The organism is Burkholderia sp. WSM2232 (genome assembly GCF_000472545.1).
Taxonomy (GTDB): Bacteria; Pseudomonadota; Gammaproteobacteria; order Burkholderiales; family Burkholderiaceae; genus Paraburkholderia.
Genome location: NZ_AWZV01000040.1, coordinates 16,127 through 38,917 on the forward strand (window position 1 = coordinate 16,127; position 22,791 = coordinate 38,917).

The 22,791-nt window shown below is 65.0% G+C and carries 17 protein-coding genes and 1 pseudogene; 9 read left to right on the plus strand and 9 right to left on the minus strand.

Annotation, left to right across the window (positions count from 1 at the left end; all coding sequences use genetic code 11):
• Positions 1–30 precede the first annotated feature (30 nt).
• Positions 31–930 (plus strand): tRNA glutamyl-Q(34) synthetase GluQRS, encoded by a 900-nt coding sequence (gene gluQRS, locus F757_RS0127455; RefSeq protein WP_027214181.1) that lies wholly within the window; start codon positions 31–33, stop codon positions 928–930.
• A gap of 165 nt (positions 931–1,095) precedes the next feature.
• Here gluQRS and F757_RS0127460 read toward each other — a convergent pair whose 3' ends face one another.
• The 6 genes from F757_RS0127460 to purT all read right to left on the minus strand — a co-directional run bounded on the left by F757_RS0127460 (position 1,096) and on the right by purT (position 8,368).
• Positions 1,096–2,559: a DEAD/DEAH box helicase gene (locus F757_RS0127460; RefSeq protein WP_027214182.1), complete on the minus strand. Its 1,464-nt coding sequence runs from the start codon at positions 2,557–2,559 to the stop codon at positions 1,096–1,098.
• A 424-nt stretch (positions 2,560–2,983) separates the two neighbouring features.
• Positions 2,984–4,420 (minus strand): aldehyde dehydrogenase family protein, encoded by a 1,437-nt coding sequence (locus F757_RS0127470; RefSeq protein WP_027214183.1) that lies wholly within the window; start codon positions 4,418–4,420, stop codon positions 2,984–2,986.
• Between the two features lie 62 nt (positions 4,421–4,482).
• Positions 4,483–6,132 (minus strand): acetolactate synthase large subunit, encoded by a 1,650-nt coding sequence (locus F757_RS0127475; protein WP_027214184.1) that lies wholly within the window; start codon positions 6,130–6,132, stop codon positions 4,483–4,485.
• A 251-nt stretch (positions 6,133–6,383) separates the two neighbouring features.
• Positions 6,384–6,740, minus strand: a complete 357-nt coding sequence (locus F757_RS0127480) for an MliC family protein (protein ID WP_027214185.1) — start codon at positions 6,738–6,740, stop codon at positions 6,384–6,386.
• A gap of 22 nt (positions 6,741–6,762) precedes the next feature.
• Positions 6,763–6,999: a DUF6726 family protein gene (locus F757_RS0127485; protein ID WP_027214186.1), complete on the minus strand. Its 237-nt coding sequence runs from the start codon at positions 6,997–6,999 to the stop codon at positions 6,763–6,765.
• Between the two features lie 145 nt (positions 7,000–7,144).
• Positions 7,145–8,368: a formate-dependent phosphoribosylglycinamide formyltransferase gene (gene purT / locus F757_RS0127490; RefSeq protein ID WP_027214187.1), complete on the minus strand. Its 1,224-nt coding sequence runs from the start codon at positions 8,366–8,368 to the stop codon at positions 7,145–7,147.
• 142 nt (positions 8,369–8,510) lie between these two features.
• On the opposite strand from purT, the gene F757_RS0127495 reads away from it, so the two are divergent.
• Positions 8,511–9,059: an META domain-containing protein gene (locus tag F757_RS0127495; RefSeq protein WP_027214188.1), complete on the plus strand. Its 549-nt coding sequence runs from the start codon at positions 8,511–8,513 to the stop codon at positions 9,057–9,059.
• 2,577 nt (positions 9,060–11,636) lie between these two features.
• Positions 11,637–13,175: pseudogene (locus F757_RS37090) on the plus strand (DNA translocase FtsK); the annotation flags it as partial.
• A 275-nt stretch (positions 13,176–13,450) separates the two neighbouring features.
• Here the strand turns inward: F757_RS37090 and F757_RS0127505 are convergent.
• Positions 13,451–14,761, minus strand: a complete 1,311-nt coding sequence (locus tag F757_RS0127505) for a lactonase family protein (RefSeq protein ID WP_027214190.1) — start codon at positions 14,759–14,761, stop codon at positions 13,451–13,453.
• A 282-nt stretch (positions 14,762–15,043) separates the two neighbouring features.
• Between F757_RS0127505 and F757_RS35495 the strand changes: the two genes are divergently transcribed.
• A complete protein-coding gene (locus F757_RS35495) occupies positions 15,044–15,196 on the plus strand; it encodes a DUF3096 domain-containing protein (protein ID WP_006048361.1) in 153 nt (50 codons plus the stop codon).
• A 318-nt stretch (positions 15,197–15,514) separates the two neighbouring features.
• Here the strand turns inward: F757_RS35495 and F757_RS0127515 are convergent, their stop codons facing one another.
• Positions 15,515–15,760, minus strand: coding sequence for a hypothetical protein (locus F757_RS0127515; protein WP_027214191.1), 246 nt, complete (start codon positions 15,758–15,760; stop codon positions 15,515–15,517).
• A gap of 246 nt (positions 15,761–16,006) precedes the next feature.
• On the opposite strand from F757_RS0127515, the gene F757_RS0127520 reads away from it, so the two are divergent.
• Both F757_RS0127520 and F757_RS0127525 read left to right on the plus strand, forming a co-directional pair.
• Complete coding sequence (locus F757_RS0127520) at positions 16,007–17,887, plus strand: glycoside hydrolase family 15 protein (protein WP_027214192.1); 1,881 nt, start codon at positions 16,007–16,009, stop codon at positions 17,885–17,887.
• A 180-nt stretch (positions 17,888–18,067) separates the two neighbouring features.
• On the plus strand, positions 18,068–19,345 hold the full coding sequence (locus tag F757_RS0127525; protein ID WP_027214193.1) for a polyhydroxyalkanoate depolymerase: 1,278 nt from the start codon (positions 18,068–18,070) through the stop codon (positions 19,343–19,345).
• 161 nt (positions 19,346–19,506) lie between these two features.
• Here F757_RS0127525 and F757_RS0127530 read toward each other — a convergent pair whose 3' ends face one another.
• Positions 19,507–20,139: a TetR/AcrR family transcriptional regulator gene (locus F757_RS0127530; protein WP_006048365.1), complete on the minus strand. Its 633-nt coding sequence runs from the start codon at positions 20,137–20,139 to the stop codon at positions 19,507–19,509.
• 234 nt (positions 20,140–20,373) lie between these two features.
• Here F757_RS0127530 and rsxB point away from each other — a divergent pair, with 234 nt between their 5' ends.
• The 3 genes from rsxB to F757_RS0127545 all read left to right on the plus strand — a co-directional run bounded on the left by rsxB (position 20,374) and on the right by F757_RS0127545 (position 22,742).
• Positions 20,374–21,384 (plus strand): electron transport complex subunit RsxB, encoded by a 1,011-nt coding sequence (gene rsxB, locus F757_RS0127535; protein WP_027214194.1) that lies wholly within the window; start codon positions 20,374–20,376, stop codon positions 21,382–21,384.
• A 25-nt stretch (positions 21,385–21,409) separates the two neighbouring features.
• Positions 21,410–22,054 (plus strand): endonuclease III, encoded by a 645-nt coding sequence (gene nth / locus F757_RS0127540; protein ID WP_027214195.1) that lies wholly within the window; start codon positions 21,410–21,412, stop codon positions 22,052–22,054.
• A 253-nt stretch (positions 22,055–22,307) separates the two neighbouring features.
• On the plus strand, positions 22,308–22,742 hold the full coding sequence (locus F757_RS0127545; RefSeq protein ID WP_027214196.1) for a DUF1841 family protein: 435 nt from the start codon (positions 22,308–22,310) through the stop codon (positions 22,740–22,742).
• Positions 22,743–22,791 lie beyond the last annotated feature (49 nt).

Genomic DNA, 22,791 nt, shown 5'->3' on the forward strand with positions numbered 1-22,791 from the left:
AGAGCAACTGAACCTCCGGCGCATCGACTCATGAACTATCGCGGACGCTTCGCGCCCTCGCCCACCGGCCCGCTACATTTCGGCTCTCTGGTGAGCGCGCTCGCCAGCTGGCTCGACGCGCGCGCGCATGGCGGCACGTGGCTTGTTCGCATAGAAGATATCGACGGCCCGCGCACGGTGCCGGGCGCCGCGCAAGACATACTCGACACGCTGCAGCGCTTCGGCCTGCGCGCGGATGAGCCGCCTCTCTGGCAAAGCACGCGCACCGGGCATTATGCGCAAGCTCTGGACCGCTTGATGGCGGCCGGCGTCGTCTATCCATGCGGCTGCACGCGCAAGGAAATTGCCGATTCGCTGCTGCATGCGCATGCGCGCCACACCACGCTCGCCTATCCGGGCACATGTCGCAACGGCCTGCACGGCAGGCCCGCGCGCGCGTGGCGGCTGCGCGTGCCGGACGGCGCTGCGGCTGTCGTTACATTCGAAGATCGTTGGCAAGGCGAACAGACGCAGAATCTCGCCACCGAAGTGGGCGATTTCGTGCTCAGGCGCGCGGACGACCAGTGGGCCTATCAACTCGCGGTCGTAGTGGACGACGCCGACGCCGGCATCACGCACATCGTGCGGGGCGCGGATCTGATGGATTCGACTGCGAGGCAGATCTACCTGCAGCAGTGCCTCGGCGTGCCGACGCCGCGCTACCTGCACGTGCCGGTCGTGACGAACGAGCACGGTGAAAAGCTCAGCAAGCAGACAGGTGCAACCGCACTGAACTGCGACGAGCCGCTGCAAGCGCTGAACGCCGCTGCGCGGCACCTGGGACTGAACCTCGAGAATGGCGGCGCGAGCGGTTCAACGCAGCGCACGCTGGACGAGTTCTATGCCGCGGCGATTGCGGCGTGGTCGAGGAAAATGCGCTCGAGCGTTTGATTAGCTGTCCGGCGCGGCCCGAGAAACCCACGTTTGAGAGCCCGCACGGTGGTCGAAAGTGCTTTGCGCCCGGTCATCAGGTCATCAGGTCATTCGGGCAACCGCCGCCCGCCGCGCAGCCAGCACAACCCGGCAACGGCGCGAGCCGGCAACAACCCGCCAACTTTACGACGACGACTTGCGCGGCATGCCAAACCCGCCGAGCAACGCGGCGAGCGGCTGCTTCGAAGCCGGCTTTTGCGGCGCGGACCGTGCAGCCTCCGCCTCTTCCACCTTGCGAACCGAAGCGGGCGACGGCTCGTAGGGCTTCAGGAAGAAATCGTCCACTGGCTGCGCGCGGTGATGATGCGGCCGGTCGAACGAACCGGAGGGCGCGCCCGCACGGCGGCGTGCACCGCGCTCGTCGCGACCCTCGCCGCGCTCGCGCCGCGGCGCGCGGTCTTCGTGGTGATGACGCACGGGCGTGTCTACGGTCAGACGCTGCACCTCGAGCGGACGCTTGATCAGCTTTTCGATATCCGCCAGTTGCTTGCGCTCGTTCGGGCTGCACAGCGACAACGCGTCGCCGGACGCGCCGGCACGGCCCGTACGGCCGATGCGGTGCACGTAGTCTTCCGCATTGAACGGCAGATCGAAGTTGATCACAGCCGGCAACTCGGCAATGTCGAGACCCCGCGCCGCGACGTCGGTGGCCACCAGCGCCTCGATCTCGCCGCGCTTGAATGCGTCGAGCGCCTGCATGCGCTCGTTCTGCGAGCGGTCGCCGTGAATCGCGGTCGCCACCACCCCGTCACGCTCCAGACTGCGCGCGAGACGGCTCGCGCCGATCTTGCTGTTGCAGAACACGATGACCTGCTTCAGGCTGCGCTCGCGAATCAACTGAACCACGGCGCCGGTCTTGTCGCCCTCGGCCACTTCGTAGACGATCTGCGTGACATTGGTTGCTGTCGAGTTGCTGCGCGCGACTTCGATGGTTTGCGGATTGCGCAGGTAAGTGGCCGCGAGCTTCTTGATTTCGCCCGAGAACGTTGCCGAAAACAGCAGCGTTTGCCGCTCTTTCGGCAGCAGATTCAGAATGCGCTGCAAATCCGGCAGAAAGCCCATGTCGAGCATCCGGTCCGCCTCGTCGAGCACGAGAATCTGCACCTGGCCGAGGTTGGCGGTTTTCTGTTGCACGTGGTCGAGCAGGCGGCCCGGCGTGGCGATCAGAATCTCGACCCCGCGGCGCAACTGCTCCGACTGCGGATTCATGTCCACGCCGCCGAACACCACGGCGCTGCGCAGCGCGGTGTGCTTGGCATACGACTGGACGTTCGCCGCGACCTGGTCGGCCAGTTCGCGAGTGGGCGTGAGGATCAGCGCGCGCACAGGGTGGCGCGCGGGCGAAGCGCTCGTGCTGGCCTGCGGCAGCAGCCGCTGGATGATCGGCAGCGAAAAGCTCGCGGTCTTGCCGGTGCCGGTTTGCGCGGCGCCCATGACGTCGCGGCCTGCCAGCACGACAGGAATGGCCTGCGCCTGGATCGGCGTGGGCGTGGTGTAGCCCGATTCCTTGACTGCTTTCAGGATGTCGGGCGCGAGGCCGAATTGATCAAAACTCGCAGTAGTGGGCGTGACGGCTGTGTCGGACATGGTGGCTTTCGCTAAAAATGCGTCTGCGCGTTGCGCTTCGCGTGCGCGCGGCAGCGGTCGGAACCGCAGAAGGCATCAGGATGAAGGCGGAGCCACGGCGTTCGGCACAGGACCCGTCACTATTGCGGGAAAGAATGCGGCCGGCTCCGGCCGGCGGAAAAGTACCGCCGGAAAGGCCGGTATTGTAGCACTTCAGCAAAAACACTCATGGCGCATGCGGCGGCTTTCTGCTTGCGCGCCGAAAGCGCGGCGCTGCTCGGGCGGACGCGTTCACGTGTGACGAAGCACCGGCCCGCCTCGCTCGCGAGCGTAGTGCGTCGCGGCGACAGTTGCATGACAAGGGTGGCATGACAAGGGTTGCGTGCCGCTCTTGCGGGTTGCATGCCGCTCTTATGCCCCCGTCACCTCTGCCGCCGCCGCTGACTCACCAGGTTTCGCGCATCACCATCAATCGCAGCTCGGTCATGTCCTCGATTGCGTAGCGCACGCCCTCGCGCCCCAGCCCCGATTCCTTAACGCCGCCGTACGGCATATTGTCGACGCGAAACGACGGCACGTCGTTGATCACCACGCCGCCCACTTCCAGCTCGTCCCACGCGCGATGCGCATGCGCGAGCGAATCGGTGAACACGCCCGCCTGCAAGCCGAAGTCGCTGTCGTTGACGGCCGCAAGCGCCGCATCGAAATCGTCGAAACGCTCCAGAACGGCGACCGGTCCGAACGCTTCCTTGCGATACAGGTCGGTGTCGCGCTTCACGTCTTCGAGCAGCGTGGCTTCGAACATCGCGCCCTCCACCTTGCCGCCCGCGACGATTTTCGCGCCCGCCTGCACGGCGCTCTCCATCCAGCCGGCGAGGCGTCGCGATTCCGATTCGGAGATCATCGGCCCGACGAAGGTTTTTTCGTCCTTCGGATCGCCCATCACGAGCGACCTCGTCTTCGCGATCAGCTTCTCGCGCAGCGCATCATAAAGGCTCGCATGCACGAGAATGCGCTGCACGCCGATACAGCTTTGCCCCGACTGGTAAAACGCGCCGAACGCGAGCCGCTCGACCACGTAGTCGAGCTTGCCGCCCTGATCGCCGTCGACGATCGCCGCCGCGTTGCCGCCCAGCTCCAGAATCACCTTCTTCTTGCCCGCCTTCTTCTTCAGGTCCCAGCCCACTGCCGGTGAGCCTGTGAACGACAGCAGTTTGAAGCGCTCGTCGGTGGTGAAGAGATCCGCGCCGTCGCGATGCGCGGGCAGAATCGAAAACGCGCCCTTGGGCAAATCCGTTTCCGCGAGAATCTCGCCCATGATCAACGCGCCGACCGGCGTGCGGCTTGCCGGCTTCAGCACGAACGGCACGCCCGCCGCGATGGCCGGCGCGACCTTGTGTGCGGTCAGATTCAACGGAAAATTGAACGGCGAGATGAACGAGCACGGTCCGATCGGCACCCGCTTCACATAGCCGTGATAGCCCTTGGCGCGCGGCGAGATTTCCAGATTGACGATTTCGCCGTCGATGCGCACCGCCTCCTCCGCCGCGACCTTGAACGTGTCGATCAGGCGCGTCACTTCGCCCTTCGAGTCGTTGATCGGCTTGCCCGCCTCAATGCACAGCGCGAGCGCCAGTTCGTCGTAGCGTTCGCGAAAGCGCTTCACGCAATGTTCGAGCACCGCCTGGCGCTTGAACGGGGGAAACGCACGCAGCGCGGGCAGCGCGTCCACCGCGAAGCCGATTGCCTTGTCGATGACCGCGGCATCCGCCATCGCGACGCGCGTGGCGACTTCGCCGCTGAACTTGTCGGTGACTTCGAGATCCGTGTTTGCCGCAACTGCTTCGTTCGCCAGGTAGTACGGGTAAGTCTTGTTCAGCATGACGCGTTCTCCTTCTGATAGATGCCAGCGGCAGCGCGGGCCCGCACGCGAGCGCGCGCTGTTCACAGTTGCGCGGAGAGCCGCTTGATCTCGCGGTTCAGCACGCGCTCGTTATCCGAATAGTCGATCGGCACGTCGATCACGTGCACGCCCGGCGTGGCGAAGCACTCGCGCAACAGCGGCGCGAACTCCGCTGCCGCTCCAACGCGATGCCCCTTCGCACCATAGCTCTGCGCGTAGGCGACGAAATCGGGGTTGGCGAGCGTCATGCCGTAGTCGGGGAAGTTCATGTTCTCCTGCTTCCAGCGGATCATGCCGAACGCGTCGTCGCGCAAGATCAGGATCACCAGATCGAGCTTCAGGCGCACTGCCGTTTCGAGTTCCTGCGAATTCATCATGAAGCCGCCGTCGCCGCACACGGCCATGACCTTGCGGTCCGGGTGCACGATCTTGGTCGCGATCGCAGAGGGCAAGCCGGCCCCCATCGAAGCCAGCGCATTGTCGAGCAGCAGCGAATTCGGCTCGTGCGCGCGGTAGTAACGGGCGAACCAGATCTTGTACATGCCGTTGTCCAGACACACGATGCCGTCCACCGGCGTGGTCTCGTACACGTCGTTGACGAGCCGCACCGGGTACATCGGAAAGCGGTCGTCGTGCTGGCCCTTCACCAGATGCGCCTCGAAATGCTCCTTGATTTCCTTGAAGCGCGTGAAGTCCCAGTGTTCCTGGCGCTCCGTGAGGCTTTCCTTCAGTTGCCATACCGCGTTGGCGATGTCGCCGACCACCTCGATCTGCGGAAAATAGACCGTGTCGACCTCCGCGCCGAGAAAGTTGACGTGAATGACCGTTTTCTCGGCGTCGCCGCTGCGCATGAAAAACGGCGGCTTCTCGATCACGTCGTGGCCGACGTTGATGATGCAGTCGGCGTGATCGATCGCGCGGTGCACGAAGTCGCCGTCGGAGAGGGTCGCGTTGCCGAGCCACATGGGATGCGATTCGTCGATCACGCCCTTGCCCATCTGCGTCGTGAAAAACGGAATGCCGATCTGGTCGACGAACTCGCGCAGCATCTTCGTCGTGGTCTTGCGATTGCCGCCCGCGCCGATCATCAGCAACGGGTGCTTCGCCTTGGTGATCGCCTGGACCGCGCGGGCGACCGCTTTTTCCTCGGCGACAGGACGCCGGCTGTAGCTTTTGGGAATCGGCTTGNCGTCGCCTTCTTCGTGGGCCACGTCTTCGGGCAGCTCCAGATGCGTGGCGCCGGGGCGCTCTTCTTCCGCCTGCCGCACCGCCTCGCGCACGGCGGCCGGAATATTGGCGATCGACACGATCTGGCGCGTGTATTTCGTGAGCGGCTCCATCATGCGCACCACGTCGACGATCTGGAAATGGCCCTGCTTGCTCGACTTGATCGGCTTCTGGCCGGTCACCATCAGCATCGGCATGCCGCCCAGTTGCGCGTAGGCGGCGGCCGTCACGAAGTTGGTGGCGCCGGGGCCGAGTGTCGCGAGGCACACGCCAGTGCGGCCCGTCAGGCGTCCGTAGGTGGCGGCCATGAAGCCGGCCGCCTGCTCGTGGCGTGTCAGGATCAGACGGATTTTCGAGCGGCGCAGCGATTCGAGAAGATCGAGATTTTCTTCGCCGGGAATGCCGAACACGTCCTCGACACCTTCGGCTTCCAGCGATTTGACGAACAGGTCCGATGCTTTCATGGAGGATCTCGTTTGAAGGGACGCACGCGAGCGCAAAGCCTCGCAATGGGTGAGCGGAACACACGACCGGAACACGCAGGGAGACTACAGGGACGACAGCAGCGACGCTCACGGCGACATGCCGCAAGCCACTGCGGACAGCTTACTACTCGGCTGGAAATGATGCGCGCAGATTGACCATGCCGCGCGGCGGGAGGGGAAAAGCACGCGGCAGCTTCGCGAAGCTGCCGCGGGAGGAAAAAGCATGCGGCTCAGCGATTGAGCGTTATACAGTCGGACAAAAGAGGCGGCGCGTCTTCGCCTGCCGTGGCGTCGTACAGGTCCGCGCGCGGGCCCTTGGTCCACCACGTGTAGCTGCCGGCCTGGTACTTCGCGCCGGACGCAGCTATGGTGTTGACGAACAGCAGTTGCTTGCCCTTTACCGGCACGAGCGCGAAGCTCTGGCCGTTGGCCGTGTTCCAGTAAGTGACATGCAGAATCCGGCCGGTCGCGCACGTGTACTTGCGCGTTTGACGGTTTTTGGTCTGAACGTCTTCGAGATGTAGAGGTGCGGCGAACGCATAGCCACAGATTGCCGCGAGGCTCGCTGCAAGCAGCCTTTTTTTCATGGGATGCCCCGGTCGTTGCTGATCAAGGGTCGATGACTTCGGCGCAGGCATCGGTCGGGGCGGCGGCCACGTGCCCGACCACCGGCACGATCTTCAGGCCCGCCGACGCAATGCGGCACGGCGCGGCCGCAAGGCCGCAGCCCGTCAGCCCCGCAGAGAGCGCGAACAACACGCTCAACACGCCGAGCGTGCGCACACGGCCGGCAGTGCGACGCCGCGTTGCGGCGCGCGGCGCTTCGTTACGGGATTCCTGCAACATACTGACCTCGACTTCAATGAGCCCGCGATTCGTTCGACGGGCCCGGATGTTTCAACTGCATGTGTGTCCAGCGGCCGTGCTTGCCGTCCTTGCCGTGCTTTCGCCACCCGCGCGGCAGGCATCAGGCAGGCACCAGGCAGGCGCATTACCGCGCCGGCTTTGCCGACACGGGATGCACCGCCGCCGCTGCCTCTTTTGCGCGCGAGCGTGCTTCGTCGATATGCTCGCCGGTGGCGAGCGCCACGCCCATGCGCCGCTTGACGAAGCTCTCCGGCTTGCCGAAGAGTCGCAAATCCGCGTTCGGCACGGCGAGCGCCGCGGCAACGCCTTCGAACGCAATGCCTGTCTCGTCGAGCCCGCCGTAGATCACCGCCGACGCACCCGGTGCGCGCAACGACGTATCGACCGGCAAACCGAGAATAGCGCGCGCGTGCAGTTCGAACTCCGAAAAACGTTGCGAGCACAGCGTCACGAGACCCGTGTCGTGCGGACGCGGGCTCACTTCCGAGAACCATACGTCATCGCCGCGCACGAAAAGTTCCACGCCGAAGAGCCCGCGTCCGCCGAGCGCGGCCGTCACCTTGTGGGCGACTTCGCGCGAACGTTCGAGCGCGCGCGGGCTCATTGGCTGCGGCTGCCACGATTCCACGTAATCGCCCGCCACCTGCACGTGGCCGATCGGATCGCAGAAATACGTGGCGACCTCGCCGGTCGACGGATCGATCGCGCGCACCGTCAATTGCGTGATCTCGTATTCGAAGTCGATAAAACCCTCGACGATCACCCGGCCGTGATTCACACGGCCGCCTGCCATCGCGTACTGCCAGGCCGGTTCGACGTCGGCGTCGCTGCGCAGCACCGACTGCCCCTTGCCCGAGGACGACATGACCGGCTTCACCACGCACGGATAGCCGACCCTGGAAATGCCCGCGCGCAGTTCTTCGAGCGAATCGGCGAATGCATACGGCGAGGTGGGCAAGCCCAGCTCTTCTGCGGCGAGGCGCCGGATGCCCTCGCGGTTCATCGTGAGCTGCGTGGCGCGCGCGGTGGGGATGACTTCGGCAATGCCGTCGCTTTCGATGGCCGCCAGCGCGTCGGTGGCGATTGCCTCGATTTCGGGGACGATCAGATGCGGACGCTCCGCTTCGACGAGCGCGCGCAGCGCGGCGCGGTCGGTCATGTCGATCACGTGCGAGCGGTGCGCGACCTGGTGGCCCGGCGCATCAGGGTAACGGTCGACGGCGATCACCTCGACGCCCAGCCGCTGCAGCGCGATGATCACTTCCTTGCCGAGCTCGCCGGCGCCGAGCAGCATCACGCGCGTCGCGGATTCAGAAAGGGGCGTGCCGATCCGTTGGCCGATCTGCATGAGGTCTCCAGATAAAAGTCGGATGAGGGTGTGATTGGACAGAACACGATGTTAACATGCGGGCCCCTCGCCGCGCCTTGTCCGCGCGGCGCGCCGAGTGCGTTACCCTTACGCCTTTGCCAGTTTGAAGAGGAACGACGCCATGCAACCACGCCTGTCCACGCGACGTCTCGCGCGCATCGCTCCCAACGCGCGCACGGCTCTCGCCGCGCTGAGCGTCGCGGCGCTGCTCGGCGCCTGCGCGATTCCGAAACATCCGGATGCGGAAGCCCCCGCGCCCGACCCGTTCAACCCAGCCGCCACGCAGTTGCTTGACGACACCAGCTGGACCCTCAGCGGATGGAAAGATGCAGACGGCAAAGCGCGCGCGGTCCCATCCGCGGATGGGAGCGGGCCGATCACCCTCACGCTGTCCACCGCCGCAGGCCAGCGCCACGCGAGCGGCTTTTCGGGCTGCAACCGCTATATGGGTTCGTACGCGCTGAAGGACGGCAAGCTCTCGTTCGGCACGCTGGGCGGCACGCGCAAGGCTTGCGCGACGCCGGGCGGACAGATCGAAAGCTCGTATCTGAACGCGCTCACGCATATTCAACGAACCGGCGTGCAGATGCGCGCGCCGCAGCAGATGCAGCTCGTGCTGGATAACGGCGAGACGCTGGTGTTCGAGCGCAGCGGCGAGGCTGGCAAATGAATGATCAGTAAGCGGCAAGCGACCTGCGAATGAGCGGTCAACAAGCGGCGGGGCGCAGCGGCGCGCGAGTTGTCCAGCGCGCCGGGTCCGCTTCGCACGAGGACGCAGGCATACTTGCGTCCGCCTGCGGAGCGTTTGGCTTCGCCGGTTTAAACTCGACGGATTGCGTTTTCGCCAATCCGTCATTCGTCGATGTCTAGTATGCACACGGTAGTTTTCGGCTGGTTCGGCGGGTCGGCCGTCTGGTTCATCCCTCTCATCTGGCGGCTCGTCAAGTCGATGCTGCCTGGCGGCGCGGGCCTGCGCGGTCCGGGCACGATCCGGCTGTGGCTAGGCTTCGTCTGCACGATGCTGGCGAGTTGCACGCTCGAAGCGTCGCTTATCGGCGCGGCCGGCACTAATGCGATCGGCCATGCGCTCGCGACAGGCCTCGGTCACCTGCTCGGGCATATCGGCACGCCGCTCGCGGCGCTCGGCGTTTTCCTCGTCAGCCTGCCGTGGCTCGTCGGTTTTCACTGGCGCGAGTTTCTTCTCTGGGCCGATGGTGCGTTCGGCCTCGGGCTCGCCTCGCGCGGTCTAGCGAGGCGCGACGACGAGGCGCGCCGTCATCGCAGCCTGGACGATGGCGCGGCGCCGCACCTCTCCAGCTCGATCAACACGATGGCGCCAAGAAGCAAAGGGCGCTACGCGCGGCCGACCGTTTGGCGGCCACCCGTGAAGAGCCGCGCGGCCGGTGGGGCCGCGGGCGGCGCCCATTCCGCCGCGGCCGGATCGACCGCCGGGCGGGAAACGGCAGGCCGGGCGGCGGCCGAGGGTTGGCGCGCGGCACGCGGCGCGGCGCGCGCTCAGGTTGCGCCGGTCGAGCCCGTCTTGCGCACGGGCAACGCGACATCGGCACGGCCGACAGCGACACGGCCCGCGGTGCAGGCGTCTGGCGGCGAACGACTGTCGTCGATACCGGCTGAGCCCGTCGCACCGGCTGGATGGTTGCGTGAGACCGGCCAGCGGACGGACACGTCTGCGCGGAACTCGGGGGGAACGGCTGGTGTTGGCGGTGGGGGGCGTGTTGCGGCGCACTCCGCCGGCCGCTCGGGTCATGGGGTGCGAAACGGCGACTCGATAGCAATGGGTGCAGGCGCCGCAGCAGCGGCGCGCGTGGCCGGGGCAGCGGGAGTCGCGGGAGTCGCGGCAGTGGGCTCGGCATCAACCGCAGGTGGCGCTCTTCGAACAGGAGCGCAGATGGGCCACGGCGAGTCAAGCGGCGCGGGAGGCACGGGAGCAACGCCGGGCGCGCTGTCCGCAAAGACGTCCTCTGCTGGCCGTGCTGCAGTCAGTCCGGCTGCCGTGTCCTTCTCCCCATCGCTTGCGCGCGCACAGCCGGCGACGTCGGCCATTCGCGCGAACGAGACCGGCGGCATTTCAAACGCGGCGCGCCCGCCCTCGCCGGCGCCCAGCTACACGCGGCCCATGCCTGTGGGCGAGAAAGTCACGCCGCCGCCTGCCAGCGTTCAGGAAACACTGCGCAGCATCGCGGAAAACGCCGCCCGCTGGACGGATATCGCCGGCGTCAGCCTTGCACGCAGTACGAGCGCCGAAGGCGCGAAGATCGGAGGCGCGAGCGTTGTGCCGCCGGGTGCCGGCGGCGTCGCTCATGCTTCGGGTTGGGAAGACCACGCATCCGCTGCGGCGTCATCTCCCGCGCATGCGTCGTCTGGCGAAATCGCGGATTCGGCGGATCGCGGTGTGTCAACGCAGCAGTACGTCGGCCATGACGGCAGTGCTACAGTTCCGCCAGCCATGAAAACCGCGGTTGGGGCGACGGTTGATGCATCGGTCGAGGCGCCGGTGGACGCATCAGTGGACGCATCGGTCGCCCCGGTCACGCGCGACGTTCCGGCGACACTTGCGCGCACGCCGTTCGGCATCTTCGCGAGCCGTTTTGAGCAGGCTGACGCCTCGCCGCAGACACCGCCGTGGGAAGAAGAGTCTGCGACGGCGGACGAATCGCCGGAACATGCAGAGCGCACCCCAGGCGCGCCTACCGAACCGAGCCTTGACGGTGACGCGCAACGCAATGTCCCCACCGCGCCGCCTCTGGACGAGCGGACGATAGCGGCATCGAACAACCCTTCGCCGACGCGGCATGCCTTCAGCGCCGACGTCAGCGACAACGCCGACGCCCACGCATCAGCATCCGCCGCCGCTGCGCCACCCCCGGCCGAAAGCGAAACGCTTGCGCCCCCTCCCCTCGCGGATTCCGGCTCCGCCGCAAACTTCGCGCACACCTCACCCGCAGACGATGCCGCCGCCACGCCCGCGCAAAGCTTCGCGCCGTCGGCATCGTCGAACGTGGTGCGCTTTCCCGGTCCCGCGACGCAGCCGCTAGCGCAGGCTCAGGCGACCGCACATACCGGTCCTGACGGACACGAACCCCCTCGCCTGGACGCCCCGGCGACGGCGTCCGCGCAACAGCCGACGCCCGCCGCGAATCCCGGCCTTCCGTCAACGCCCATTCACGCACCGGTTCAAGCACGTGTAGATGTCGAGCCCGCGCCTGAGAGCGTCGTGCAGCGCCCGCCGCCGCGCGGCCACGGTCCGGCCAACGGCTTCGAGTTTCACGCGCCGGCCGCGTCGATGGTGGAATTGCCCACGCTCGATCTGCTCGCGCCCGCGGACACCGACATCGAGCCGGTTTCCGAGGAAAAGCTCACGGAAACCGGCCTGCTGATCGAACAACGGCTGCAGGAGTTCAAGGTGCCCGTCACGGTGGTCGGCGCGTCGGCCGGTCCGGTCATCACCCGCTTCGAGGTGGAACCGGCGCTCGGCGTGCGCGGCAGCCAGATCGTCGGACTGATGAAGGACCTGTCGCGTGGGCTCGGACTCACGTCGATCCGCGTCGTCGAAACGATTCCCGGCAAGACCTGCATGGGCCTCGAATTGCCGAACGCCAAGCGCCAGACGATCCGCCTGTCCGAGATTCTCGAAGCAGGCGTGTATCAGAACTCGCATTCGCAACTGACGCTTGCCATGGGCAAGGACATCACCGGCCATCCGGTGGTCGCCGATCTCGCCAAAGCGCCGCACATGCTTGTCGCGGGCACGACCGGCTCGGGCAAGTCGGTAGCCATTAACGCGATGATCTGCTCGCTGCTTTTCAAGGCGACGCCCGAGGAAGTGCGCCTCATCATGATCGATCCGAAGATGCTGGAACTGTCGGTCTACGAAGGCATCCCGCATCTGCTCGCGCCCGTGGTCACCGACATGAAGCTCGCCGCCAACGCGCTCAACTGGTGTGTCGGCGAAATGGAAAAGCGCTATCGGTTGATGTCCGCAGTCGGTGTGCGAAATCTGGCGGGCTTCAATCAGAAAATTCGCGACACGGAAGCCAAGGGCAAGAAGCTCGGCAATCCGTTCTCACTGACACCTGAAGCGCCGGAGCCCCTCGCGCCGCTGCCGCTAATCGTCGTCGTGATCGACGAGCTGGCCGACCTGATGATGGTGGCCGGCAAGAAAATCGAGGAACTGATCGCACGGCTCGCGCAGAAGGCGCGCGCGGCCGGCATCCATCTGATTCTGGCGACGCAGCGGCCCTCCGTGGACGTAATCACCGGGCTCATCAAGGCGAATATTCCGACGCGGGTCGCGTTCCAGGTGTCGTCGAAAATCGACTCGCGCACGATCCTCGACCAGATGGGCGCGGAGTCGCTGCTAGGCCAGGGCGACATGCTGTTCCTGCCGCCGGGCACCGGCTATCCGCAACGCGTGCACGGCGCGTTTGTCGCGGACGAAGAAGTGCATGCGATCGTCGAATATCTGAAGCAGTTCGGCGAGCCGCAATACGAGGAAGGCATTCTCGACGGCCCGGCCACCGAGGGCGGCGCGACGCAGGACCTGTTCGGCGACTCGCCGGATGCGGAAGCCGATCCGCTCTATGACGAAGCAGTCGCCTTCGTTGTGCGCACGCGGCGCGCGTCGATCTCGTCGGTGCAGCGGCAGTTGCGCATCGGCTATAACCGCGCGGCGCGTCTGGTCGAGCAGATGGAGACGGCGGGGCTCGTGTCGGCAATGGGTATCAACGGCAGCCGCGAAGTGCTGGCGCCTGGTCCGGCGGAATAGCATGCCGGCGGGGCCGCATAGGCCTCGCGCGGCGCGCCGCGGGCATGCGGCTGCGACGCAACACCAGCGGATCGGTCCCGTCGACAACGCCACAACGCGACAATGCAACGCCGGTTGCGCGGGTTATATCGACGACGCGACAACACGACGCCAATCGCGCAGCCTGCGCCGGCCGCATCGACCGCACAGCAAACGCAACGTCAGCCAGGTGGCTCACCTCGACCATGCAAAACGGGCCGCTAGAACGCGGCCCGTTTGCCATTCAACACCCTCGCCTACGACGGCGACACCAGCTTGAAATCCACCGGCGAGCCGATCTCGATCCGCTTGGGGTTCGCTTCGAGCAGACCGCTTTGTTGATTGCGCCGGAACACATAGACCGTGTCGCTGTTCTGATTGCCGACGATCAGCCACTTGCCGGTCGGATCGATTGCGAACTCGCGCGGCGCCTTGCCGAGGCTCGATTGACGACCGATCTTCTTCAGATGTCCGTTCGCGGGATCGACCGAAAAGATCACGATCTCGTTCGCATCGCCGCGATTGGTCGCGTAGAGGAAGCGCCCGTCAGGCGACAGATGGATCGCCGCCGCGCCTACCGCGCCCTTGAAGCCCGGCTCGGTGAGCGACATAGTCTGCACCTGCGTGAGCTTGCCGTCTTCGTAATTGAACGTGGTGACGGTCGCGGCGAGTTCGCTCGTCAGATACGCGTGCTTGCCGTCGGCGTCGAATATCAGATGCCGCGGGCCGCTGCCCGGTTTTTGCGGCGTGTAGCGCCAGTCGGTCGGGCCGAACAGGCCGCGGCTGCCGTCGGGCATATAGCGGTACGAGTACAGCTTGTCCGCGCCGAGATCCTGCGCAAACAGGTACTTCCCGTCCGCGGAGAACACCGTGGAGTGCACGTGCGAGTTGTCCTGGCGCCCCTTCACCGGACCGCCTCCTTCATGATGCACGGTCAGCAGCGACGCGCCGAGCTGGCCGTCGGCCGCGACCGGAAACACCGCGAAGCTGCCGCCGGGATCGGCTGCCACCGAATAGTTCGCGGCAAGCAGATACTTGCCGTCCGGCGAAAGGCTTAGATAGCAGGGATCGTTGCCATCGGCGGAAACCTTGTTCAGGAAGCTCAACTGGCCGCTCGCGGCATCGAAGCGAAACGCGCTGATGCCGCCACGCTGGGTGGCCGGTCCGTTATCGCCGGGTAGTTCGTTGACCGCGTACACGAAACGGCGATCGCGGCTCACGACCAGGTACGACGGGTTCACGGTCTGGGCGACCGACACGCGCGTCGCCTCGCCGGTCTTGGTATCGAAACGATAGACGTACAAGCCTTCGCTCTTGCCGCCGGTATAGGTGCCGACCAGCAGGTCGTACACGCCGTCGGCGGCAACCGCGTTGGAACCGGCATCCTGCGCATACGCGGACGAAGCGACAATCGAGACCATGAGCGCGAAACCTTTTATGATCGAGCGGGCGGCGCCCATTGCACTCCAACTGCGGGCCCGCCGTGAAATGAAGTCAACCTCGTGATACGAAGAAGACGGCTCAAGCGCTCGCGCAGCATGCACGGCGGCCCGGTGACGACCCAGCATACGACCTCCTCTACAGGGTTATTTGCGTAAAGCGGTTGCAATCGTGCCTCTGGTCTGCCGCGCGGCGCTCGAGCGTCGTTGTTCTCGAGCAAGTATAAAAGCGTTGCAACGGATCATGCTGCCAGGCGGCCGGCGGTCTCATGCCTGCGATGCCTGGCGCTGCGTCGGGCGTCAATCCGTCGAGTCGGCGCTGCGTCGCGCGGCATGGCGGCTGCATGAGTAGCAATCGTCCCGCCTGAACGGGACATTCTCAACTACGTGTCACCACACTACGGAGTCTTCATGAACATCACCCTGAGCCTGGGCCCGCTGGTTTCCCTGATCGCCGGCATTCTGATTCTCGTGATGCCGCGGCTGCTGAACTACATCGTCGCGCTTTATCTGATCATCATCGGGATCATCGGCATTTTTGGCGTGGGTTCGTCGCACTTCTGAGCAAGACAGCCGGGCGCAAGCAGGCCCGGCTTGTGTCGTCGAGAACAAGGCGTAGGCGCAGCGGGTCAGGGTGCGGAAAACGTGCTATGGCGTGCGGGTGTGCACGGGCATGCCTGGTAGACGTCCAGGCGGGCGTGGAGACAAGTGTAGAAAAAAGCCAGGGAGAAGCGTGAACCGTGTGAGCCGCACGCCGGCATACCGGTGCCGGTCAGGGCCGCGCGTGTGCAATGCGCGTGTGCAATAAATGCCTTGCGTTCAGGCAGCGCAGCGCGTGCGGGCACAGAACCCCGAGCGGGCACCCGCGCGGCAACGCCGGACTCAGCCGTTCGAAAGCTGTTCGAGCCGCAAGCGCCCCTGCAACGATAGCGCGCCGACGGCATAATGACCGTCACCTTCCTGATAGCGCCGGAAGCAGGCCCGTTCGATCAGAAAGCTCGCGGCGGTCCGCATGCCATTGCGGCTCAGACCCAGACGGCCATGATCGAGTGGGAGCATTGAATCTTCCGCGAGCTGGCTCGCGGCGGAGAGAATCGTGATGCAGTCGGATTTTGACGGATTCAGCATGGCTTTCGTCCTCCAAACGGCGTGTGCATGCGCGATGGGTAAGCCGGCTTCGCAAACCGGGAAGTTTGCGTGTCGGCTGGATTACTGATTGTAGGCATCAATTTGGCAATTACAACCCGCGTTTTGCCGCATGGTGCGGTGACGAACCATACGGCAACGCGGGTTGCGCACGAACAACGAACGGGGCGCAGCCGAGCTTGCCGCGCCAGTTACTGAAAAGCACTGAAGGCATTGATACGGACGCCCATGCCCGCACTCATCGAAGACTATGCGCTCATTGGCGACGGCCACACGGCCGCGCTCGTTTCCCGCGACGGTTCCGTCGACTGGCTGTGCTGGCCGCGCTTCGACTCCGGCGCCTGCTTTGCCGCGCTGCTTGGTACGCCGGACAACGGCCGCTGGCTGATCTGCCCCGACTCGGACACGCCCCCCACCATTACGCGCCGCTATCGCGACGAAACGCTGATCCTCGAAACGCACTTCGAAACGCCCGAGGGCGCGGTCACCTTGGTCGACTTTATGCCGCCCGGCAACGGCTGGTCGGAAATGGTGCGCATCGTGGTCGGCAAGCGCGGCACCGTGCGCATGAAAATGGAGCTGGTGCTGCGCTTCGACTACGGCTTCTCCATTCCGTGGGTCGACCGTCTGAAGCACGAAAGCGGCATTCGCGCCCTCGTCGGTCCGGATAACGCCGTGCTGCGCACGCCCGTGGATCTGCGCGGCGAGAACATGAAAACCGTGGCCGAGTTCACCGTCAGCGAAGGCGAGCGCGTGCCCTTCTCGCTCGCCTATTCGGCTTCGCACCTGCGGCTTCCGCCCGCGCGCGATCCGCATACGGCGCTCGCGCGCACCGAGAACCACTGGCTGGAGTGGGCGGCGCGCGGCAGCATAGAAGGGAGATGGGCCGAACCGATCCGCCGCTCGCTCATCACGCTGCGCGCGCTCGCTTATGAACCGACCGGTGGCATCGTCGCCGCGCCCACTACGTCGCTGCCGGAACAGCTCGGCGGCACGCGCAACTGGGACTACCGCTACTGCTGGCTGCGCGACGCCACCATCACGCTGCTCGCGCTGATGCGCGGCGGCTATTACGACGAGGCGCGCGCCTGGCGCAGCTGGCTCGGCCGGGTCATGGCGGGCGCGCCCGACCAGTTGCAGATCATGTACGGACTCGCCGGCGAACGGCGCCTGCCCGAGTTCGAGATCGACTGGCTGCCCGGCTACCAGGGCGCGAAGCCCGTGCGCATCGGCAATAACGCGGTCGGGCAGCTACAGCTCGACGTGTACGGCGAAGTGATGAACGCGCTGCATCTTGCGCGAGTGGGCGGCCTGCAGGCGGACGACACGTCGTGGAACGTGCAATGCGCGTTGCTGCGCCACCTCGCTACGATCTGGCAACAGCCCGACGAAGGCATCTGGGAGACGCGCGGCGGCCGCCAGCATTTCACGTTTTCCAAGGTGATGGCGTGGGTTGCGTTCGACCGTGCGCTCGCCTCGGCGGAAATGTTCGATCTGCAAGGCCCGCTCGACGAATGGCGCGCCACCCGCGCGCAGATTCACGCGGAGGTCTGCGAGAAGGCCTGGAATCCCGCCCTCAATGCGTTTTCGCAGACCTACGGCAGCGATCGGCTGGACGCGAGCCTGCTGCTGCTGCCGCTGGTGGGCTTTTTGTCGCCGCACGATCCGCGCGTGAAGGGCACCGTGGCGGCAATTGAGCGCGACCTGATGCACGACGGCTTCGTGATGCGCTACCGGACCACCGAGTTCGACGACGGCCTGCCGCCCGGGGAAGGCACGTTTCTGGCTTGTTCGTTCTGGATGGTCGACAACCTTGCGCTGCAAGGCCGCCTCGACGAAGCCATTGCGATGTACGAGCGGCTGCTCGGCCTGTGCAACGACGTGGGACTGCTCGCGGAAGAATACGACCCGGCGCAAAAGCGCCTCGTCGGCAACTTCCCACAGGCGTTCTCGCACGTGGCGCTGGTCAACACCGGCCTGAACCTGATGAAGCACGAACAGGCGATGGCGCAGGCGACGGGTCAGCCGTCCCATAACGGCACGCAGCAGGCAGAACTTGAGGCTGCTGCAAGCCCGGATAGCGGCACAGCAGCATCGCCAGTAGCATGATTCAATGACACTTTTGCGGATCGGCCTTACAGAATTGCTGCATTGCACAAGTACCCTGGTTTCTATATGATCGAACCGTATGTCGGCCGCATAACAATGTGCCAACAACCAATATGGCCCGCCGCAACGCCACACGCGTGTTTGCGAAGCCCCATGCGAACCGCTTAAAACGGAGCACCCATGCTCTATCAATTGCACGAATTCCAGCGGGCTATGCTGAGCCCGCTTACCGCCTGGGCTCAGGCCGCGTCGAAATCGTTCGCGAACCCTGCCAGCCCGCTCGCCTATGTGCCCGGCGCCACGCGCCTTTCGGCGGGCTACGAGCTGCTCTACCGGCTCGGTAAAGATTACGAAAAGCCGGAGTTCAACCTCCACCAGATCGTCAAGGACGGCCACAACATCCCGATCATCGAGCAAACGATCATCGAGAAGCCGTTCTGCCGACTGATGCGCTTCAAGCGTTTCGCGGACGACAGTGACGCTGTCATTCAACTGAAAGACGAGCCGGTCGTGCTGGTGTGCGCGCCTTTGTCGGGGCACCATGCCACGCTGCTACGTGACACAGTGCGCACGTTGTTGCAGGACCACAAGGTCTATCTGACCGACTGGATCGACGCTCGCATGGTGCCGCTCGAAGACGGCGAGTTTCATCTGGACGACTACATCGCGTACATTCAGGAATTCATCCGCCACATCGGCGCGAAGAATTTGCACGTGATTTCCGTGTGCCAGCCGACCGTGCCGGTGCTCGCCGCCATTTCGCTGATGGCGAGCCGAGGCGAGGACACGCCGCGCACCATGACGATGATGGGCGGCCCCATCGACGCGCGCAAGAGTCCGACTTCGGTGAATTCGCTCGCCACGCAGCACTCGTACGAGTGGTTCGAAAACAACGTGATCTTCACGGTGCCGCCGAACTATCCGGGCGTCGGCCGCAAGGTGTACCCGGGCTTTCTGCAGCACACCGGTTTCGTCGCGATGAATCCGGAGCGTCACGCGGCGTCGCATTGGGACTTCTACCAGAGCCTGCTGCGTGGCGACGAAGACGACGCCGAAGCGCATCGCCGCTTTTACGACGAGTACAACGCGGTGCTCGACATGGACGCCGATTACTACCTCGACACGATCCGCGTGGTGTTCCAGGAATTCCGCCTTGCGGAGGGCACGTGGGACGTGGCCGGCGAACGCGTGCGGCCGCAGGACATCACGAAAACGGCGCTCTTCACGATTGAGGGCGAGCTGGACGACATTTCCGGCGACGGCCAGACCTTTGCCGCACACGAGCTGTGCACCGGCATTCCGGAGAAGAACAGGCGCCACTTCACGGCGGAAAAGTGCGGCCACTACGGCATCTTTTCAGGCCGCCGCTGGCGCACGATTATCTATCCGCAGTTGCGCGACTTCATTCTCGAGCACAACAAAGCGCCGAAGGTGGTGAAGGAAAAAGCCGAGGTGTGAGCGGCGTGCCCGCAAACGAATGCGGGCAGCATATGAAAACGGCCTCCTGACGGGAGGCCGTTTTTTTTGCTTTGTCCATCTCGAAGCGTGAGCGGACAATGCGCCGCACCACATCGCACCTGACCTCGCGGCCACTTTCATGGCCAGCGAAAGGCGCTCTGCTACTTGCGCAGCAGATACGCGAGCAGTAGTTCGGTGTTCATCTGGATCACTTCACTGCGCTCACCCGGACTGCTGAAATCGCGGCCGAGCGTTGCTTCCAGCGTGAAGCGGTTGGACACGATGTAGTAGCCCATGCCCGACAGCGTGACGTAAAAGCGCAGCGGATCGACATTGGTCCGAAACAGGCCCGCGCGCTGGCCACGCTCGAGAATGCTGCCCAGTGTGGCGACAATCGGCGAAATCATTTCGCGGATGCGCGTGGACTTCTGCATATAACGCGCCTCATGCAGATTTTCGTTATTGACGAGGCGCAGCAGTTCGGGATGATCGCGATAGTAGTCCCACACAAAATGCGCAAGACGCGTGACGGCCTCCACCGGTGCAATGCCGTTCAGTTCCAGCGTGCGTTCCGCTTCATTGAGCGCGCTGAACGCGTGCTCGAGTACTGCTGTGAAAAGCTGCTCCTTGCTACCGAAGTAGTAGTAGAGCATGCGTTCATTCGTCTCAGCGCGGCGGGCGATCTGATCGACGCGCGCGCCGAATAGCCCACCATTTGCAAACTCTTCGGCAGCCGCAAGCAGAATGCGGCGCCGGGTGCCTTCAGGATCTCTTTTGATTTTCGGCTGATTCATGGTGGCATTGTCTTCGTGAGCCGCGTTATCCGGATCGCACCGCCGGCCTCTCCTCGGGCCTTGCACCGACAGCACTGGACGGGCTGGTTGGGGGAAAACCCTTCTGCGGTCTTTCGAAATAAGCGCTTCGATTATGGCACATGGATTGCGGATGGCAATTGGGGAAATCGGCGATAATGTGCTATTTAAATCAAGCTGTGCGGCCGCCCGCCGAGTCCCGCTTGGCCACACATCGTGACCGTGACACAGATCAAGACACTCGCAGATCGCATTGAAAATCTGCTTCCCCAGACGCAATGCACCAAGTGTGGTTACCCCGCCTGCCGTCCGTACGCGGAGGCCGTCGCGCGCGGCGAAGCCGGCTACAACCAGTGCCCGCCGGGCGGCGCCGAAGGCGTCGCGCGGCTTGCGGCCCTGCTCGGCAAGCCCGTCATCGCGCTGAATCCAGCCAATGGCGTCGAACGGCCGCGTCCGCTGGCGGTGATCGACGAACAGATCTGCATCGGCTGCACGCTTTGCATGCAGGCGTGTCCCGTCGACGCAATAGTTGGGGCACCGAAACACATGCACACGGTCGTTGCCGAGCTGTGCACGGGTTGCGACCTGTGCGTGCCGCCCTGCCCGGTCGATTGCATTTCCATGCCGCCCGTGACCGGCGAGGCCACCGGCTGGGACGCATGGAGTCAGCCGCAGGCCGACGCGGCACGCGAGCGGCATAACCGGCGTGAGGCGCGTCTCGCGCGCGAGCGCGAAGCCGCCGAAGCCCGTGTTGCGGCGCGGCGAAGCGGCGCTTTGGCTGCATCTGCGGGTTCAGGCGCGGGTTCAAGTGCGGGTGCAACTCCCGCTTCTGGCGCTACCACCGGCGCGGCTGCCGGCGCGCCTGCGGGCGTTGCCGTAGCGCCGGCCACCGCGCCCGCATCCGCCACCGAAGACGCCGAAGCGAAGAAACGCGCGATCATTCAGGCCGCGCTCGAGCGAGCGCGCAAGAAGAAGGAAGAACTTGCGGCCAAAGGCCAGGGACCGTTGAACACGGAACATGTCAGCGCGCAGGTGCAGGCGCAGATCGACGCTGCGGAAGCACGCCGCCGCCGTCTGGGACTCGCCGACCAACCCGTCGACCACCCCGCGACCGATACCACCGCCGGCACCACGCACACCACCGGGACCACCGGGACCACCGGCACCACCGACACTCCCAGCCCGGACGCGCCCCCGGCACCGCTCCGCGCGCGCACCCCGCGCTAACCGCCACCGCCTCTGCCCGCTCAGCATGAATGCGAACAAACGCCGCGCCATCTACGAAACGCTTCAGAGCATCAATCCGCACCCCACTACCGAGCTCGAGTACACGACACCGTTCGAACTGCTGATCGCCGTGCTGCTGTCGGCGCAGGCGACGGACGTGTCGGTCAACAAGGCAATGCGCAAGATGTTTCCGGTCGCAAACACGCCGCAGGCCGTGCTCGAGCTCGGCGAGGAAGGCGTCGCGAACTACATCAAGACGATCGGCCTGTATCGCAACAAGGCAAAGAACGTGATCGCGACTTGCCGCATTCTGCTGGACCAGTACGGCGGCGAGGTGCCCGAAAACCGCGAGGCGCTGGAAAGCCTGCCGGGCGTCGGGCGCAAGACGGCCAATGTGATTCTGAACACTGCGTTCGGTCATCCCACCATCGCGGTGGACACGCACATCTTTCGGGTTGCCAATCGAACCGGGCTTGCGCCCGGCAAGGACGTGCGCGCAGTCGAAGCGGCGCTCGAAAAGTTCACGCCCGCCGAGTTCAAGCACGACGCCCATCACTGGCTGATCCTGCACGGCCGCTATGTCTGCAAGGCGCGCCGGCCGGAGTGCTGGCATTGCGCGATAGAGCCGCTGTGCGAATTCCGGCCGAAGACGCCGCCACCCGATCTGTGAGTCGGACCACGCTCAGCGGGCCGCGGCGGCCGCGCGTAAAATGATGCACTGCGCTTGCGGTCACTCCACGCTTGCAACCGCACCACGCTCGCAGCCATACCATGCTTGTTGCCGCACCAAGGCATGACTCCCAGCCTGGGTAGACGCTGCGGCATACCCTGCGGCAGAAGGCGGCGCGAACCGCGCGTCGATGCGTTACCGCGTGGATGCGCCGCATTTTCCTCACCGCCCCACTCAATACACCGGTCCCATGATGTTCAATCCCAGCCGCGACGAAGTCCGTCAATTCTTTACCGAGACGTGGCGCAAGCAGCGCCATGGCGAAATCCTCACGCCACTCGAAGCGATGGCCGCCGACTGGATCAGCGAGCACCCCGAGTATCACGCGGACCTGACCGATGCCGAGGCCGCCCAGGCGCAGGACTATTCGCCTGAGCGCGGGCAAACCAATCCGTTTTTGCATCTGTCGATGCATCTGGCCATCAGCGAGCAGTTGTCGATCGATCAGCCGCCCGGCATTCGCGCCGCGCATGAGCGGCTCGCCGCCCGGCTCGGTTCGACGCACGACGCTCAGCACGCGATCATGGAATGCCTTGGCGAAACGATCTGGGAAGCGCAGCGCAGCGGCATGCCGCCGGACACAGACGCGTACTTGCAGCGGATTGAACGCCGCGCGACGCGCGACTGACTGGAACGAGCAGGCATGAAAGCCGCGGCTCAAAACAAAACACCCCGCC